Genomic DNA, 16,008 nt, shown 5'->3' with positions numbered 1-16,008 from the left:
GGAGCGATAACCATGAAAACTTTCGTTATCGCCACCCTCGCCCTGCTCGGCAGCACTGCAATTTATGCGGCCGATGTTGATCAAAATCTGATCAAGCAAGGTGAATACCTCGCCCGCGCCGGTGACTGCGTGGCCTGTCACACCGCCAAGGGCGGCAAGCCGTTCGCCGGCGGCCTGCCGATGGAGACGCCGATCGGCACGATCTACTCGACCAACATCACCCCGGATAAAACCGGCCTGGGCGATTACAGCTTCGAGGACTTCGATCAGGCCGTGCGCCATGGCGTGGCCAAAAACGGCAGCACGTTGTACCCGGCGATGCCTTACCCGTCCTACGCGCGGGTCAACCAGGCCGACATGCAAGCGCTGTACGCCTACTTCATGCACGGCGTCGAACCGGTGGCGCAGGAGAACAAGGCCAGCGACATTCCCTGGCCGTTGAGCATGCGCTGGCCGCTGATGGGCTGGCGCTGGCTGTTCGCACCGAAGGTCGAGGATTACCAGGCCACATCGGCCGATCCGGTGATCGATCGTGGCGCATACCTGGTCGAAGGCCTCGGCCACTGCGGCGCCTGTCACACCCCGCGTGCGCTGACCATGCAGGAAAAATCCCTGAGCGCGGCGGACGGCAGCGAATTTCTCGCTGGCAGTGCACCGCTGGAAGGCTGGATCGCCAAGAGCCTGCGCGGCGATCACAAGGATGGCCTCGGCAGCTGGAGCGAAGAACAACTGGTGCAGTTCCTCAAGACCGGGCGCAGTGATCGCAGCGCAGTGTTCGGCGGCATGAGCGATGTGGTCACCCACAGCATGCAGTACATGAGCGACGCCGACCTCACCGCGATTGCCCGCTATCTCAAATCACTGCCGGCCAATGACCCGGCGGATCAGCCGCATCAGTACGACGAGAAAGTGGCCAAAGCGCTGTGGAACGGTGACGACAGCCAACGCGGCGCGTCGGTGTACATCGACAACTGCGCGGCCTGCCACCGTACCGATGGTCATGGCTACACCCGGGTGTTCCCGGCGCTGGCGGGCAATCCGGTGCTGCAAACGGACGATCCGACCTCGCTGATTCATATCGTGCTCAAGGGCGGGACTTTGCCGGCAACGCACACCGCGCCATCGACCTTCACCATGCCCGGTTTCGCCTGGCGCCTGTCGGATCAGGAAGTCGCGGATGTGGTGAGCTTCATTCGTGGCAGCTGGGGCAACAAGGGTGCGCCGGTGAAAGCTGCCGATGTTGCCGAGTTGCGTACGGAGGATATGAAGCAGACCTCCGGTGACGATCTGGGCCAAGTGACGCAACACAACTGACCACTCGCCCGACGGCACTAGCCAGATGAGGATCGCCCCGATACTGTGCGCATATACAGTGTCGGGGCGTTTTCATGTCTACTCCATTGCCACCTCGCGGTCGCGGCACCGCAACCAACCCGCACAACCGCTTTGCCCCCAGTCGTTCGGTGGCCGAGGACGATGGCTGGTATCAGGAAGTGCCAGAGACGCAAAACACCGAAGTGATCATCGAGAAGGCCAAATCGATCATCAGCCGCAACACCTCGCCGGATCTGCCCTTCGACCGTTCGCTCAATCCCTATCGCGGCTGCGAACACGGCTGCATCTATTGCTATGCACGGCCCAGCCACGCCTACTGGGACATGTCGCCGGGCCTCGATTTCGAAACCCGGCTGATAGCCAAGACCAATGCCGCCCAGGTTCTCGAGGAACAACTGAGCAAACCCGGCTATCAATGTGCGCCGATCAATCTCGGCTCCAATACCGACCCGTATCAGCCCATCGAGCGCGAATACAAAATCACCCGTCAGACCCTGGAAGTGCTGCTGCGCTATCGCCACCCGGTGACCATCGTCACCAAAGGTTCGCTGATTCTGCGCGATCTCGATTTGCTCACGGAGCTCGCGCAGCAACGGCTGGTGTCGGTGATGATCAGCCTGACCACGCTGGATGATGAACTCAAACGCATCCTCGAACCGCGCGCCGCTGCGCCCAAGGCACGCCTGCGCGCGATCCGGGTCATGCGTGAAGCAGGCATTCCGGTGGGCGTGCTGTGTTCGCCGATGATTCCGATGATCAATGACAGCGAAATCGAAAGCCTGCTCACCGAGGCCCACGCTGCCGGTGCGCAAAGCGCTGCCTACATGATGCTGCGCCTGCCGCTGGAAGTCGCGCCGCTGTTCGAGGAGTGGTTGCAGGCGCACTATCCGCAACGTGCCGCCCATGTGCTGAGCCTGATCCGCCAGAGTCGCGGCGGTGAACTCTACGACAGTCGATTCGGCGCGCGGATGCGCGGTGAAGGGCCGTTTGCCGACCTGCTCGCACAAAGATTTGCCAAGGCCATCAAAAAGCTTGGCCTGAACAAACGCGAGGGCTATAACCTCGACTGCTCGGCCTTCTGTCCGCCGGGTCGCCAGATGTCGTTGATTTAGCGACAATTGGCTTTGGGTTGACGGGTTGGAATCCTTCCGCCGAAACACGCCGGTCACGTTTTTTGTGACCTGGAACACACGTTCTAGAGCGTTTGATTCAGTTTCAGTTAAGTTTCGGCGGCTACCTTGTTCATCGAGTGACTGACGGGTCGGGATGACCCGGATGGTTTAAACAGCCACTGGCTTCATACCGGAATACCGGGGAAGACTCCCTGAATCCGCACAAGAGGATGAATCATGAGTGACAAGGATAAACAGTCGTTGGCTGCCTCGGCGCAAAGCCCTGAAGCACAATCCGCCGATGCAGCACTGCGACAGATCGTTGATGGCTTTTTACGCTTTCACCATGACGTTTTTCCGCAGCAGGAAGAACTGTTCAAGAAGCTCGCCACCGCTCAGGCGCCCAAGGCGATGTTCATCACCTGCGCCGACTCGCGCATCGTTCCCGAACTGATCACCCAAAGCTCGCCGGGCGATCTGTTCGTCACCCGTAACGTCGGCAACGTGGTGCCGCCCTACGGTCAGATGAACGGCGGCGTCTCCACCGCGATCGAATACGCGGTACTGGCGCTGGGCGTGCAGCACATCATCATTTGCGGCCACTCCGATTGCGGCGCCATGCGCGCGGTACTCAACCCCGACAGCCTGGAAAAAATGCCGACGGTCAAAGCCTGGCTGCGCCACGCTGAAGTTGCAAAAACCATGGTGCACGACAACTGCAACTGCACCGACGAAAAAGACAGCATGCCGATCCTCACCGAGGAAAACGTCATCGCCCAACTGCAGCACTTGCGTACCCATCCTTCGGTAGCCTCGCGCATGGCGAACGGTCATCTGTTCATCCATGGCTGGGTCTACAACATCGAAACCAGCGAAATCAAAGCTTACGACGCGGACCAGGGTCGTTTCCTGCCTCTCGACGGCAGCCATCCGATTCCTGTGGCGACGCCCAAAGCGCGCTTCTAAATCTTCCCAACAATCTGTGTGGTATGACGCCGGCCGCTGATTCAGCGGTCCGGCCTCGCCACGCCTGAAGAAAACTTCGGGAGAATCGCCATGCGTGCGGCTCAATTGAAAGCTGTGTTGCCACGGGAGCTGCTCGCCTCCGTGGTTGTGTTTCTGGTCGCCCTGCCGCTGTGCATGGGCATCGCGATTGCCTCAGGGCTGCCGCCGGCCAAGGGTCTGATCACCGGCATCATCGGCGGCCTGGTGGTCGGTTGGCTGGCGGGCTCGCCGTTGCAGGTCAGCGGTCCGGCGGCGGGTCTGGCGGTGCTGGTTTTCGAGCTGGTGCGCCAGCATGGCGTCGAGATGCTCGGGCCGATCCTGCTGCTCGCCGGATTTCTGCAACTGGTCGCCGGGCGGCTGAAGCTCGGCTGTTGGTTTCGCGTCACGGCGCCAGCGGTGGTCTACGGCATGCTCGCGGGCATTGGCGTGTTGATTGTGCTTTCGCAGATCCATGTGATGCTCGATGCCAAGCCGCAGCCTTCCGGGCTCGACAACCTCACGGCGTTCCCGGCGGCCGTAGCGCAAGCCTTGCCGTCGTTCGGCTGGCAGGCGGGTCTGCTCGGCTTGTCGACGATTGCGGTGATGTGGCTGTGGGAAAAATTCCGCCCGCATTCGCTGCGCTTCATTCCCGGCGCATTGCTCGGTGTGGGTCTGGCGACGGTGGCGAGCCTGATGCTGGCGTTGCAGGTCAAGCGCGTCGAGGTACCGGCGAACCTGGCCGAGGCGATCGATTGGCTCAAGCCAGCCGACCTGATGAATCTGGCCGACCCGACGCTGCTGATAGCCGCGTTCGCCGTGGCGTTTATCGCCAGTGCCGAAACCCTGTTGTCGGCGGCAGCGGTGGATCGCATGCACAGCGGCGTGCGTTCGGACTTCGATCGTGAACTGTCGGCGCAAGGTGTCGGCAACATGCTCTGCGGTCTGGTCGGCGCGCTGCCGATGACCGGGGTGATCGTGCGCAGTTCGGCCAACGTTCAGGCTGGTGCGACCACACGCTACTCGACGATTTTCCATGGCCTGTGGCTGCTGGCATTCGTGCTGTTGCTGTCGAGCGTGCTGCAAAGCATTCCGGTGGCGAGTCTGGCGGGGGTGCTGGTGTATACCGGCTTCAAACTGGTCGACCTGAAAGCTTTCCGTGGTCTCGGCCGGTACGGGCGGATGCCGATGTTCACCTATGCCGCGACGGCGCTGGCGATCATCTTCACTGATCTGCTCACCGGTGTGCTGATCGGTTTCGGCCTGACCATGTTGAAACTGGCATTCAAGGCTTCGCGCCTGAAAATCAGCCTGATCGACCTGCCGCAGGACGGCGAAATGGAACTGCGTCTGGTCGGCGCGGCGACGTTCCTCAAAGTGCCGGCGCTGACCCAGGTGCTGGGCAGCATTCCCCACGGCACGACGGTGCATGTGCCGCTGAACAACCTGAGCTACATCGACCATTCGTGTCTCGAGTTGCTTGAGGAATGGGGCCGGGCGAATGCGGCGAAGGGGTCGAAGCTGTTGATCGAGTCGCGTGGGTTGAAGCGCAGGCTGGAAGGCCGGGTGCGGACCAATACCGGGATTGGTGCGGCGGGTTAGAAGTCGACCTCAAAACGCAAACCCTGTGGGAGCGAGCCTGCTCGCGAAAGCGGTGTATCAGCCAACAGAGATGTTGAATGATCGACCGCATTCGCGAGCAGGCTCGCTCCCACACTGGATTTATGACACAAGAAGATCAGGCAGCAGGCTGATCCAGCTCAAGCCCCACCCCCAACCGGCGGCCCATGCACGGCCAGCGTTTCCACGCCGCGCCAGTGTCCGGACTGCTGAGTTTTTCGCGGTAGGCTTCGACCGACTCCAAAGCAAAACTCTCTTCGTTGAGCATCTCGTCGATCGCGTGATGCACCGCTTCGTCCAGTTGGTTGGCGAATTCCTCACCGATCAATTGGTGAGCAATCAGGTTGGCGACCGTCATGTCCAAGGGGATCAGTGGCTGGCCGAAATGCTTGATGTACAGGTCGTTGACCTCTTCGACAAAACGGTGTGCCAGATAGGCCTCGTCGAGCAGACTGTCCAGGCCGACATGCCCGGCCATGATCGCCGGCGGCTGGAGGAAATACTGCTCGGCGATTTTCAGCACCGGTTTGATCTGCGATTCGATTCCCGCTTCCCTGGCGACTTCATTGGCTGCATCCAGCAGGTCCGGTACTTCATCGATGTAGGCGGCGACAAAACGCGTCAGCACGCCCTGGGCGTCGGCTTCCGGCAACTGGATCGCCGGGTGCAGGTGAGGCAGCTTGCTTTCCAGCTGACGGGTCAGCAGGCCGGTGTCTTTTTCGTGCTGTTGGGCTTTTTGGATCTGCTCGCGCAATGCGGCGGTGTTCATGAAAACTCCAGGAAACAAGGCAATGAAATAGGGAAGACATAACTTAGCTGGCTTACGAAAAACGCTAAGACGCATTTGTCATAATTATTTCATCCTTGATGCAGCTGCGTTATATCCATTCGCCACCACTCGTCTGCATCCTTCTCCATTCGGGCACTTGAACGCAAGCGCCGGGTGTTTCCGCTCATTTACGTGCCCGGGTTGCAATTCCCGGGCGCTGTCTATACTCGCCAATGAATGGAGTTAGCTGATGACGCCCGACTGCACCCGCAGCAAGGCCCGGCGATTCAAGTTCGTAGTCTGATGCAGCCGCTCCCTTGCCGCAGGCGATACGCCGGCGGGATAACAAGAACGATAAGGGGAACCCGCAATGATGCGACATCCACATGTCTGGATGGGCCTCCTGTTGTGGTCGATTTTCAGCCCGGCCAACGCGGCATGGACTGTGAATATGGCGCCTGGAGCGACTGAAATCAGTCACGCAGTATTCGACCTGCACATGACCATTTTCTGGATCTGTGTGGTGATCGGGATCATCGTCTTCGGCGCCATGTTCTGGTCGATGATGGTGCACCGCCGCTCTACTGGCCAGGTCGCGGCCAAATTCCACGAAAGCACCGGCGTCGAGATCATGTGGACCATCGTGCCGCTGCTGATCCTGGTGGCCATGGCCGTGCCGGCCACCGCGACGCTGATCAAGATGTACGACACCAGCGAGCCGGACATCGATATCCAGATCACCGGTTATCAGTGGAAGTGGCACTACAAATACTTGGGCCAGGACGTCGAGTTCTTCAGCAACCTGGCCACCCCCGCCGAGCAGATCCACAACAAAGAAGCCAAGGGCGAGCACTACCTGCTCGAAGTCGACAAGCCGCTGGTGCTGCCGATCGGCGCCAAGGTGCGCTTTCTGGTGACCTCGGCTGACGTCATTCACTCATGGTGGGTGCCGGCGTTTGCGGTCAAGCGCGATGCGATTCCCGGGTTCGTCAATGAGGCCTGGACACGCATCGACAAGCCTGGCCTCTACCGTGGCCAGTGCGCCGAATTGTGCGGCAAGGATCACGGCTTCATGCCGATCGTGGTCGAGGTCAAGGAACAGGCCGACTACGAAAAATGGCTCGCCGAGCGCAAGGCCGAGGCCGCGCAGCTCAAAGAACTGACCAGCAAGGAATGGACCCTCGACGAGCTCAAGGAGCGCGGCGACAAGGTCTATCACACCACTTGCGTGGCCTGTCACCAGGCCGAAGGCCAGGGCCTGCCGCCGATGTTCCCGGCACTCAAGGGCTCGAAAATCGCCACCGGGCCGATCAAGGATCACCTGAGCATCGTCTACCACGGCAAACCCGGCACCGCCATGGCGGCGTTCGGCAAACAGCTGTCGGAAGTCGATATCGCAGCGGTCGTGACTTACGAACGTAACGCCTGGGGCAACAACAAGGGCGACATGGTCACGCCAAAAGAAGTGCTGGAGCTGAAACAGGCGGAAAGCAAATGAGCCGGTCAATTGCGTATTCAGTGAACCGGTCGGGGCAGCGCGCCCCGGCCTGCCCCGTCCACTTTCGTGAAGGAGACCGGCCATGAGCGCTGTCATCGATGACCACGGTCACGCCGACCACGCCCACGGCCCCGCCAAAGGCCTGATGCGCTGGGTGCTGACCACCAACCACAAGGACATCGGCACGCTGTACCTGTGGTTTGCCTTCTGCATGTTCCTGCTCGGCGGCTCGTTCGCCATGGTCATTCGCGCCGAGCTGTTCCAGCCCGGCCTGCAGATCGTCCAGCCGGAATTCTTCAACCAGATGACCACCATGCACGGTCTGGTCATGGTGTTCGGCGCGGTGATGCCGGCATTCGTCGGCCTCGCCAACTGGATGATTCCGCTGATGGTCGGCGCGCCGGACATGGCCCTGCCCCGGATGAACAACTTCAGCTTCTGGCTCTTGCCGGCGGCGTTTCTGCTGCTGGTCTCGACGCTGTTCACCCCGGGCGGCGGGCCAAATTTCGGCTGGACCTTTTATGCGCCGCTGTCGACGACCTACGCACCGGAAAGCGTGACGTTCTTCATCTTCGCCATCCACTTGATGGGCATCAGTTCGATCATGGGCGCGATCAACGTGGTCGCGACCATCCTCAACCTGCGCGCGCCCGGCATGACCCTGATGAAAATGCCGCTGTTCGTCTGGACTTGGCTGATCACCGCGTTTCTGCTGATCGCAGTAATGCCGGTGCTGGCCGGCTGCGTGACGATGATGCTCATGGATATTCACTTCGGCACCAGTTTCTTCAGTGCTGCCGGCGGCGGTGACCCGGTGCTGTTCCAGCATGTGTTCTGGTTCTTCGGCCACCCCGAGGTGTACATCATGATCCTGCCGGCGTTCGGCGCGGTCAGCCAGATCATCCCGACCTTCGCGCGCAAGCCGCTGTTCGGCTACACCTCGATGGTCTACGCCACGGCGAGCATCGCGTTCCTGTCGTTCATTGTCTGGGCGCACCACATGTTTGTGGTCGGCATTCCGCTGGTAGGCGAGTTGTTCTTCATGTACGCGACCATGCTGATCGCCGTGCCTACGGGTGTGAAAGTGTTCAACTGGGCGAGCACCATGTGGCAAGGCTCGATGACCTTCGAGACACCGATGCTGTTTGCCGTGGCGTTCGTCATCCTGTTCTCCATTGGCGGTTTCTCCGGGCTGATGCTGGCGATCGCCCCAGCGGACTTCCAGTATCAGGACACCTACTTTGTCGTCGCGCACTTCCACTATGTGCTGGTGCCGGGGGCGATCTTCGGCATCTTCGCCTCGGCCTATTACTGGCTGCCGAAGTGGACCGGGCACATGTACGACGAAACCCTCGGCAAGCTGCACTTCTGGCTGTCGTTCGTCGGCATGAACCTGACCTTTTTCCCGATGCACTTCGTCGGTCTTGCGGGAATGCCGCGACGGATTCCGGACTACAACCTGCAGTTCGCCGATTTCAACATGGTCTCGTCGATCGGCGCATTCATGTTCGGCGCCACGCAGATCTTCTTCCTGTTCATCGTCATCAAGACCATCCGTGGCGGCGCACCGGCCCCGGCGAAACCGTGGGACGGTGCCGAAGGGCTGGAGTGGAGCGTGCCGTCGCCAGCGCCGTACCACACCTTCACCACGCCGCCGGAAGTGAAATGAATACCTGCTGTTTTTTGCAATGTGTGCAGAGGCACAGATCCCCAGTGGATGCTCACAGATCTCCTGTGGATGTACACAGATCCCTTGTGGGGAGGGGATTTATCCCCGTTGGGCTGCGCAGCAGCCCCAAAACCTGCAATCGAAATTCATCAGGTAGACCGTGTGCGCTGGATTCAGGGCCGCTTCGCAGCCCAACGGGGATAAATCCCCTCACCACACAGGTATTGCCGGGCAAAGGATCACCGGGGAAACATGAATCATGGCTGACTCGATCTCGCTGAAGAAACTCGTCACCCGTCTGCTGCTGGTGGTGGTGGCGATGTTCGTCTTCGGTTTCGCCCTGGTGCCGATCTACGACGTGATGTGCAAAGCCTTCGGCATCAACGGCAAGACCGGCGGCCAGTACGCGGGCGAGCAAGTGGTCGACACCTCGCGCCAGGTGCGCGTGCAATTTCTCTCGACCAACACCGCCGACATGCCGTGGGACTTTTACCCGAAACACGACGAGCTCACCGCCAATCCCGGCGCGGTGAACGAGATGGTGTTCATCGCGCGCAATCCCACCGACAAACCGATGAGCGCGCAAGCGGTGCCGAGCATCGCGCCGAGCAACGCGGCGGCGTTTTTCCACAAGACCGAATGCTTTTGCTTTACCCAGCAGGTGCTGCAACCCGGTGAACAGATCGAGATGCCGGTGCGTTTCATCGTTGACCGCGACATGCCCAAGGAAGTGAAGCACCTGACGCTGTCCTACACGCTGTTCGATATCACCGCCCGACATCCGCCGGTGGCTGTAAACACTGGTGGCTGAGCGTGCCCGATAAGGAGAACAATAAATGGCAACTCATGAGCATTATTACGTCCCGGCCCAGAGCAAATGGCCGATCATCGCCACGCTCGGGATGTTCGTCACCGTCTACGGCCTCGCCACCTGGTTCAACGATCTCAAGGCCGCACGCCCGGATTCCCACGGCCCGCTGATCTTTTTCGTCGGCGGCCTGCTGCTGGCGTACATGTTGTTCGGCTGGTTCGGTGCGGTGATCAAGGAAAGTCGCGCGGGATTGTACAGCCCACAGCTGGACCGCTCGTTCCGCTGGGGCATGAGCTGGTTCATCTTTTCCGAGGTGATGTTCTTCGTCGCCTTCTTCGGCGCGCTGTTCTATATCCGCGTCGTGTCAGCGCCCGGGCTGGCCGGCGAAGGCAGCAAGGGCCTGTCGGAAATGCTCTGGCCGAACTTCGAATATGTCTGGCCGTTGCTGAACAACCCCGACCCGAAATTGTTCCCACCGCCCAAGGATGTCATCAGCCCTTGGGGCCTGCCGCTGCTCAATACGATCCTGCTGGTCAGCTCCAGCGTGACCATCACCATCGCCCACCATGCGCTGAAGAAAGGCCATCGCGGCGCACTGAAACTGTGGCTGGCGATTACCGTACTGCTGGGCATCGCGTTCCTCGGTTTCCAGGCCGAGGAATACATCCACGCCTACCAAGAGCTGGGGCTGACCCTCGGCTCGGGCATCTACGGCGCGACGTTCTTCATGCTTACCGGCTTCCACGGCGCCCACGTGACCATCGGCACGATCATCCTGTTCGTGATGCTGATGCGCATCATGAAGGGCCACTTCGACAACGAGCACCAGTTCGGTTTCGAAGCGGCGAGCTGGTACTGGCACTTCGTCGACGTCGTGTGGATCGGTTTGTTCTTCTTCGTCTATGTGCTCTGAAAACAGCTGCAAGTGGCGAGCTGCAAGCTTCAAGTCAAAGCGGGATGGCCTCTAACTTGTAGCTTGCCGCTTGAAGCTTGCCGCTCGCGTCTACCACGGCACGTGGGACACCAACTGGCCGCTGTAGAAACCCCAGGCCATCAGGCCGACGGTGACCACGGCCAGTGCCACCCGAACACTCAAGGCGATGACCAGCCGATTGGAGCTGCTGTCGTCCTTGACCAGGAAAAACAGGCCGCTGAACAGGCTGACGACCGTGGCAATCAGCATCAAAACGATCGCTGCTTTGAACATGGCAAGACTCCGGGGGACAGGCGATGCACTTGAGTATAGCGAGCGCGATGACTGACTTTATGGCGCGCCCATGAAGCGCTTTCGCCCGGGCGTGATTCCCACCGTAGTGGTCGCCCTGTTGCTGCCGCTGATGGTTGCGCTGGGCTTCTGGCAACTGGGCCGGGGTGCGGAGAAAACCGCGCTGCTGGCCAGTCATGCCGAACGTCGCGTGGCCGAACCGCTGGCCAGCAGCGAACTGCTCGGCAACGCCGACCCGGCTTACCGCCGCGTGCGCCTGCACGGCCAGTTCGATCCGGCCCACACCCTGTTGCTGGACAACCGCCAGCGTGGCGGCAAGGTCGGCGTCGAATTGCTGCAACCGTTTCAGGACCAACGCAGCGGCCTCTGGCTGCTGGTCAATCGCGGCTGGCTGCCATGGCCCGATCGGCGCGTGCCGCCGCAATTCACGACACCGGCCGAGGCGCTGACGCTCGACGCCTGGGTCTATGTCGCCCCCGGCGCAACGTTCCAGTTGCACGCCGATCCGGTCAGCGATGTCTGGCCGCAAACCATTACCGCCGTCGAGCCGGGCAAATTGTGGCAAACCCTGGAGCGCGACGGCTTCGCCTACGAATTACGCGCCGAACCCGGCCCGGCGAGCTACCAGACCGATTGGCCGGTAGTCGCGATGGGCCCGGAAAAACACCTCGGCTACGCCGTGCAATGGTTCGCCATGGCCACGGCCCTGCTCGGTCTTTACCTCTATTTCGGCTGGCACCACGCAAAGGAGAAACGCCATGGGAAGCGCCATGAATCCACCCAGCATGTCTGAGGCCAAACCCGTTCCGAGCCGCCGGCGCGGGCGCATTCAATTGTTGCTGATCGTGCTTGGCGTGGTCGGGCCGATGCTGCTCGCCACCGGCATGTACAAATTGCAGTTCTGGGTGCCGGAAGGACGCAGCTACCACGGCGAGCTGATCGGCAACGGCCAGACCCGCGCCGACCTCGGCGTGCAGGCCGATGAGCAGCGCTGGCAGATTCTGGTCACAGCGCCGAAGGACTGCGCAGTCGATTGCCAGCAACTGGTTTATCTGGCGCGGCAGATCCAGATCAGCCTCGGCCGCGAAGCCGGGCGCGCCAGCCACGCCCTCGCCGCCGCGCAACCACTGAGCGCTGATTACGCCGCCAAACTCGACCGCGAATATCCGCAGTTGCAGCGCTATCCGCTGGATGCCGGGGTGTTCGCCAGGACCACCGGCGATAAAGCCGTGCCGCAGCTGTGGATCGTCGACCCGCACGGCAATCTGGTGCTGCGTTACGAGCCGAATGTGAAGGGCAAGGATCTGCTTAACGACCTGCGGCATCTGCTGAAACTGTCGAACATCGGATGAGGGCATCGTCATGGCCAAACCTGGATTTCGCCTCGCGCTGTTTGCCACCCTGCTGGCACTGATTGTGGTGTTGCTCGGCGCCTACACCCGCCTGACCCACGCCGGCCTCGGCTGCCCGGACTGGCCAGGCTGCTACGGCTTTATCAGCGTGCCGAAAAGCGAGGCGCAACTGGCCCATGCCGAACTGCATTTCCCTGACGCGCCAGTGGAGGCGCACAAGGGCTGGAACGAGATGATCCACCGCTACTTCGCCGGCACCCTCGGCTTGCTGATTTCAGTTTTGGCCGGGCGCGCCTGGGTCAACCGGCGCCATCCGGGCCAGCCGGTGAAACTGCCGCTGTTTCTGCTGGCGGTGGTCATCGCCCAAGCGGCGTTCGGTATGTGGACGGTGACGCTCAAGCTCTGGCCGCAAGTGGTCACCGGGCATTTGCTCGGCGGCTTTGCCACATTGAGTCTGCTGTTCCTGCTGACGCTGAGGTTGTCCGGCGTGCTGCCGGCGCTGACCGTACCCAAGCGCCTGCAATATTGGGCGACGGCGGGGCTGCTGCTGGTGATCGGCCAGATCGCCTTGGGCGGCTGGGTCAGTTCCAACTACGCAGCGGTGGCCTGCATCGACTTCCCCACCTGCCACGGCCAATGGCTGCCTGCGGCGGACTTCGCCAACGGTTTCCACCTGACCCAGCACATCGGCCCGAATTATCTCGGCGGACAACTCGATAGCGACGCGCGCACGGCCATTCATCTGACACACCGCATCGGCGCTTTGCTGGTGACGGTCGTGCTGCTCGGTCTGGCGTGGCAGTTGAAAGTGGTGGGCATGACGCGTCTGGCCGGGCTGCTGCTGATCGCCCTTTCCGCGCAGATCACCCTCGGCATCAGCAACGTGCTGTTTCATCTACCGCTGCCAGTGGCCGTCGCCCATAACGCTGGCGGTGCGGCGCTGTTGCTGACTCTGGTGCTGGTCAACTATCACGCGCGCACCAGCCTGTTGCGGGTGAACCAACCGGTGCTGGCGCGCTGGCGCTTGAGTGCGCACAAACCTGTCGTCGCGCCCATCGCATTGAAAGGAGAAACGCCATGGCGAGTCTGATCGGCCAGCGTGCAGCGCAAGCGCTGTGGCGCGATTATCTGGAGCTGACCAAACCGAAAGTCGTGGTGCTGATGCTGATCACCTCGCTGGTCGGCATGTTCCTCGCCACCCGCGCGGGCGTGCCGTGGACGGTGCTGGTGTTTGGCAATCTGGGCATTGCCCTGTGCGCCGGCGGCGCGGCGGCGGTCAATCATGTGGTCGATCGGCGTATCGATGCGGTAATGGCGCGCACGCACAAACGTCCGCTGGCCGAAGGCCGGGTCTCACCTGCGGCGGCGTTGACCTTCGCCCTGGTGCTGGCATTGCTCGGCCAGGCGCTGCTGCTGACCTTCACCAATCAGCTGACCGCTTGGCTGACTCTCGCCTCGCTGCTCGGTTATGCGGTGGTCTACACCGGTTTTCTCAAGCGTGCGACGCCGCAGAACATCGTCATCGGCGGCCTCGCCGGTGCCGCGCCGCCGCTGCTGGGCTGGACCGCCGCCACCGGCCATGTCAGCGCCGAACCGCTGTTGCTGGTGCTGATCATCTTCGCCTGGACCCCGCCGCACTTCTGGGCGCTGGCGATTCATCGCAAAGAGGAATACGCCAAGGCCGACATTCCGATGCTGCCGGTGACCCATGGCGAGCACTACACCAAAGTGCACATTCTCCTCTACACCTTCGCGCTGCTGGCAGTGAGTCTGCTGCCGTACGTGATTCACATGAGCGGCGCGCTGTATCTGGTCTGTGCGCTGGTGTTGGGCGCAAGGTTTCTGCAATGGGCCGTGGTGCTGTACCGTGGCAGTCGGCCGCACGCGGCGATCAACACCTTCAAGTACTCTATTTATTACTTGTTCCTGTTGTTCATTGCCCTGCTCGTAGACCACTACTTACTGTTGAACCTATGACCCGAACCCAGAAAACCGTCTTCATCCTCGTCGCCGTGATCGCGCTGATCCTCGGGCTTACCGTCAACAAAGTGCTGAGCGGCAAAGGCCAGGGCGACCCGACTGCGCTGATCGACGCCGGGATCATCCTGCTGCCGCAGAGCCGCAACCTGCCGGACGTGGCCATGACCGATCAGGACGGCAAACCGGTGGCGATTGACGAGTTGAAAGGCAAGTGGAGTCTGTTGTTCTTCGGCTATACCTTTTGCCCGGACATCTGCCCGACCACCCTGGCGCAACTGCGGCAGATCAAGAGTGAATTGCCGAAAGAGGCTGTGGATAAATTGCAGATCGTGCTGGTCAGCGTTGACCCCAACCGCGACACGCCGAAGCAGTTGAAGCAGTACCTGGGCTACTTCGATCCGCAGTTCATTGGCCTGACGCCTTCATCTATCGAGGAGCTGCAGAAGGTGGCGAACGCGGTGAGCATTCCGTTCATTCCCGCCGATACCAGCAAGCCGAATTACACCGTGGACCACAGCGGCAATCTCGCCGTGATCGGCCCGGACGGCACACAGCGCGGGTTTATCCGCGCGCCGTTGAACAATGCCAAGCTGGTGGCGCAGTTGCCGGCGATGCTTGAGCGCAAGTGACAGTTCAAAAGCTAAAAAGCCCCTCACCCTAACCCTCTCCCAGAGGGAGAGGGGACTGACCGAGGTGTTTATTCGAATTGCGCCGACCTGCAATTGTGAGTCGAACTCAGGCTCGAAAAGCGTGAAGGTCGGCCCCCTCTCCCTCGGGAGAGGGCTGGGGTGAGGGGAAGCTTCAAGGCAGGTCGCAAGCCAGGCACCAGAGACAAAAAAGGGGACGCGATTGGCGTCCCCTTTTTCATTGCAGCAACCTTAATCAGAACGCCGGCAACACCGCGCCTTTGTACTTCTCGGTAATGAACTGCTTCACTTCCGGGCTGTGCAGCGCAGCCGCCAGTTTCTTCATCGCGTCGCTGTCCTTGTTGTCCGCGCGGGACACGAGGATGTTTACGTATGGCGAGTCGTTGCCTTCGATCACCAGCGCATCCTTGGACGGATCAAGCTTGGCTTCCAGCGCGTAGTTGGTGTTGATCAGCGCCAGATCGACCTGAGTCAGAACGCGCGGGATGGTCGCGGCTTCCAGTTCACGGATCTTCAGGTCTTTCGGATTCTCGGCGATGTCTTTGACGGTCGACAGGATGTTTTTCGAATCCTTGAGCTTGATCACGCCAGCCTTGTCCAGCAGCAACAGCGCACGGCCGCCGTTGGTGGCGTCGTTCGGGATCACCACGTTGGCACCACCGGGCAGGTCTTTCAGATCCTTGAGCTTGCTCGAATAAGCGCCCAGCGGCTCCAGGTGCACGCCGGTCACGGCGACGAGGCTGGTGCCCTTGGCCTTGTTGAACTCATCGAGGTACGGCTGGTGCTGGAAGAAGTTGGCGTCCAGACGCTTTTCCGCGACCTGTACGTTCGGCTGAATGTAGTCGGTGAAGACCTTGACCTTCAGATCCACGCCTTCCTTGGCCAGGGCCGGTTTGACGAATTCGAGGATTTCCGCGTGCGGCACCGGGGTGGCGGCAACGGTCAGGGTCTCGGCGTGGGCCGAAAACGCCGCAACAGCGGCGAAAGCAGCGATCAGTTTTTTCATTCA

At 61.0% G+C, this 16,008-nt stretch carries 16 protein-coding genes; 13 read left to right on the top strand and 3 right to left on the bottom strand.

What is annotated here, in order from left to right; all coding sequences use genetic code 11:
- The first annotated feature begins 12 nt into the window (after window positions 1-12).
- The 4 genes from OK411_RS01630 to OK411_RS01615 all read left to right on the top strand — a co-directional run bounded on the left by OK411_RS01630 (window position 13) and on the right by OK411_RS01615 (window position 5,030).
- A complete protein-coding gene (locus tag OK411_RS01630) occupies window positions 13-1,314 on the top strand; it encodes a c-type cytochrome (protein WP_136493273.1) in 1,302 nt (433 codons plus the stop codon).
- Window positions 1,315-1,388: 74 nt separating this feature from the next.
- Window positions 1,389-2,447: a PA0069 family radical SAM protein gene (locus tag OK411_RS01625; RefSeq protein ID WP_136493272.1), complete on the top strand. Its 1,059-nt coding sequence runs from the start codon at window positions 1,389-1,391 to the stop codon at window positions 2,445-2,447.
- 237 nt (window positions 2,448-2,684) lie between these two features.
- Complete coding sequence (locus tag OK411_RS01620) at window positions 2,685-3,413, top strand: carbonic anhydrase (protein ID WP_016772323.1); 729 nt, start codon at window positions 2,685-2,687, stop codon at window positions 3,411-3,413.
- Window positions 3,414-3,503: 90 nt separating this feature from the next.
- On the top strand, window positions 3,504-5,030 hold the full coding sequence (locus OK411_RS01615) for a SulP family inorganic anion transporter (RefSeq protein ID WP_016772324.1): 1,527 nt from the start codon (window positions 3,504-3,506) through the stop codon (window positions 5,028-5,030).
- A 136-nt stretch (window positions 5,031-5,166) separates the two neighbouring features.
- Here the strand turns inward: OK411_RS01615 and OK411_RS01610 are convergent, their stop codons facing one another.
- The gene (locus tag OK411_RS01610) at window positions 5,167-5,817 is read right to left on the bottom strand and encodes a hypothetical protein (RefSeq protein ID WP_016772325.1); all 651 of its coding nucleotides are present in this window, start codon (window positions 5,815-5,817) and stop codon (window positions 5,167-5,169) included.
- 370 nt (window positions 5,818-6,187) lie between these two features.
- On the opposite strand from OK411_RS01610, the gene coxB reads away from it, so the two are divergent.
- The 4 genes from coxB to OK411_RS01590 all read left to right on the top strand — a co-directional run bounded on the left by coxB (window position 6,188) and on the right by OK411_RS01590 (window position 10,708).
- Window positions 6,188-7,315 carry a cytochrome c oxidase subunit II gene (coxB, locus tag OK411_RS01605; RefSeq protein WP_016772326.1) on the top strand — a complete coding sequence of 376 codons (1,128 nt, stop codon included), beginning with the start codon at window positions 6,188-6,190 and terminating at the stop codon, window positions 7,313-7,315.
- A gap of 82 nt (window positions 7,316-7,397) precedes the next feature.
- On the top strand, window positions 7,398-8,984 hold the full coding sequence (gene ctaD / locus OK411_RS01600; protein WP_016772327.1) for a cytochrome c oxidase subunit I: 1,587 nt from the start codon (window positions 7,398-7,400) through the stop codon (window positions 8,982-8,984).
- Between the two features lie 259 nt (window positions 8,985-9,243).
- A complete protein-coding gene (locus OK411_RS01595; protein WP_016772328.1) occupies window positions 9,244-9,795 on the top strand; it encodes a cytochrome c oxidase assembly protein in 552 nt (183 codons plus the stop codon).
- 25 nt (window positions 9,796-9,820) lie between these two features.
- Complete coding sequence (locus tag OK411_RS01590) at window positions 9,821-10,708, top strand: cytochrome c oxidase subunit 3 (protein WP_016772329.1); 888 nt, start codon at window positions 9,821-9,823, stop codon at window positions 10,706-10,708.
- A 90-nt stretch (window positions 10,709-10,798) separates the two neighbouring features.
- Here OK411_RS01590 and OK411_RS01585 read toward each other — a convergent pair whose 3' ends face one another.
- Window positions 10,799-11,002, bottom strand: coding sequence for a twin transmembrane helix small protein (locus OK411_RS01585; protein WP_024015001.1), 204 nt, complete (start codon window positions 11,000-11,002; stop codon window positions 10,799-10,801).
- Window positions 11,003-11,072: 70 nt separating this feature from the next.
- Between OK411_RS01585 and OK411_RS01580 the strand changes: the two genes are divergently transcribed.
- From OK411_RS01580 to OK411_RS01560, 5 genes are read left to right on the top strand one after another with little or no spacing between them, the layout of a single operon-like run.
- Entirely contained in the window at window positions 11,073-11,813 is a 741-nt protein-coding gene (locus OK411_RS01580) for an SURF1 family protein (RefSeq protein ID WP_264364313.1), read from the top strand.
- Window positions 11,779-12,372: a hypothetical protein gene (locus OK411_RS01575; protein ID WP_056791251.1), complete on the top strand. Its 594-nt coding sequence runs from the start codon at window positions 11,779-11,781 to the stop codon at window positions 12,370-12,372. Before OK411_RS01580 ends, OK411_RS01575 begins: the two co-directional genes overlap by 35 nt.
- A 10-nt stretch (window positions 12,373-12,382) precedes the next feature.
- A complete protein-coding gene (locus OK411_RS01570) occupies window positions 12,383-13,462 on the top strand; it encodes a COX15/CtaA family protein (RefSeq protein ID WP_123441945.1) in 1,080 nt (359 codons plus the stop codon).
- Complete coding sequence (gene cyoE, locus OK411_RS01565; RefSeq protein WP_264364312.1) at window positions 13,450-14,349, top strand: heme o synthase; 900 nt, start codon at window positions 13,450-13,452, stop codon at window positions 14,347-14,349. Before OK411_RS01570 ends, cyoE begins: the two co-directional genes overlap by 13 nt.
- The gene (locus OK411_RS01560; RefSeq protein ID WP_264364311.1) at window positions 14,346-14,981 is read left to right on the top strand and encodes an SCO family protein; all 636 of its coding nucleotides are present in this window, start codon (window positions 14,346-14,348) and stop codon (window positions 14,979-14,981) included. The genes cyoE and OK411_RS01560 overlap by 4 nt, the downstream gene beginning before the upstream one ends.
- 253 nt (window positions 14,982-15,234) lie before the next feature.
- Here the strand turns inward: OK411_RS01560 and OK411_RS01555 are convergent, their stop codons facing one another.
- Complete coding sequence (locus OK411_RS01555) at window positions 15,235-16,005, bottom strand: MetQ/NlpA family ABC transporter substrate-binding protein (RefSeq protein ID WP_016772336.1); 771 nt, start codon at window positions 16,003-16,005, stop codon at window positions 15,235-15,237.
- Window positions 16,006-16,008: the final 3 nt, after the last annotated feature.

Source organism: Pseudomonas sp. RG1, assembly GCF_025910115.1.
Taxonomy (GTDB): Bacteria; Pseudomonadota; Gammaproteobacteria; order Pseudomonadales; family Pseudomonadaceae; genus Aquipseudomonas; species Aquipseudomonas atacamensis.
The sequence above is the reverse complement of the archived record's forward strand: the minus strand, read 5'-3'. Positions and strand labels throughout refer to the sequence as shown.

Excerpts from the sequence above, each read along its gene's own strand:
- OK411_RS01615 (WP_016772324.1), top strand. The coding sequence starts at position 3,504 with ATGCGTGCGGCTCAATTGAAAGCTGTGTTGCCACGGGAGCTGCTCGCC.
- ctaD (WP_016772327.1), top strand. The coding sequence starts at position 7,398 with ATGAGCGCTGTCATCGATGACCACGGTCACGCCGACCACGCCCACGGC.
- OK411_RS01555 (WP_016772336.1), bottom strand. The coding sequence starts at position 16,005 with ATGAAAAAACTGATCGCTGCTTTCGCCGCTGTTGCGGCGTTTTCGGCC.
- OK411_RS01595 (WP_016772328.1), top strand. The coding sequence starts at position 9,244 with ATGGCTGACTCGATCTCGCTGAAGAAACTCGTCACCCGTCTGCTGCTG.
- OK411_RS01585 (WP_024015001.1), bottom strand. The coding sequence starts at position 11,002 with ATGTTCAAAGCAGCGATCGTTTTGATGCTGATTGCCACGGTCGTCAGC.
- OK411_RS01570 (WP_123441945.1), top strand. The coding sequence starts at position 12,383 with ATGGCCAAACCTGGATTTCGCCTCGCGCTGTTTGCCACCCTGCTGGCA.
- OK411_RS01560 (WP_264364311.1), top strand. The coding sequence starts at position 14,346 with ATGACCCGAACCCAGAAAACCGTCTTCATCCTCGTCGCCGTGATCGCG.
- OK411_RS01625 (WP_136493272.1), top strand. The coding sequence starts at position 1,389 with ATGTCTACTCCATTGCCACCTCGCGGTCGCGGCACCGCAACCAACCCG.
- cyoE (WP_264364312.1), top strand. The coding sequence starts at position 13,450 with ATGGCGAGTCTGATCGGCCAGCGTGCAGCGCAAGCGCTGTGGCGCGAT.
- OK411_RS01590 (WP_016772329.1), top strand. The coding sequence starts at position 9,821 with ATGGCAACTCATGAGCATTATTACGTCCCGGCCCAGAGCAAATGGCCG.
- OK411_RS01610 (WP_016772325.1), bottom strand. The coding sequence starts at position 5,817 with ATGAACACCGCCGCATTGCGCGAGCAGATCCAAAAAGCCCAACAGCAC.
- OK411_RS01630 (WP_136493273.1), top strand. The coding sequence starts at position 13 with ATGAAAACTTTCGTTATCGCCACCCTCGCCCTGCTCGGCAGCACTGCA.
- coxB (WP_016772326.1), top strand. The coding sequence starts at position 6,188 with ATGATGCGACATCCACATGTCTGGATGGGCCTCCTGTTGTGGTCGATT.
- OK411_RS01580 (WP_264364313.1), top strand. The coding sequence starts at position 11,073 with ATGAAGCGCTTTCGCCCGGGCGTGATTCCCACCGTAGTGGTCGCCCTG.
- OK411_RS01575 (WP_056791251.1), top strand. The coding sequence starts at position 11,779 with ATGGGAAGCGCCATGAATCCACCCAGCATGTCTGAGGCCAAACCCGTT.
- OK411_RS01620 (WP_016772323.1), top strand. The coding sequence starts at position 2,685 with ATGAGTGACAAGGATAAACAGTCGTTGGCTGCCTCGGCGCAAAGCCCT.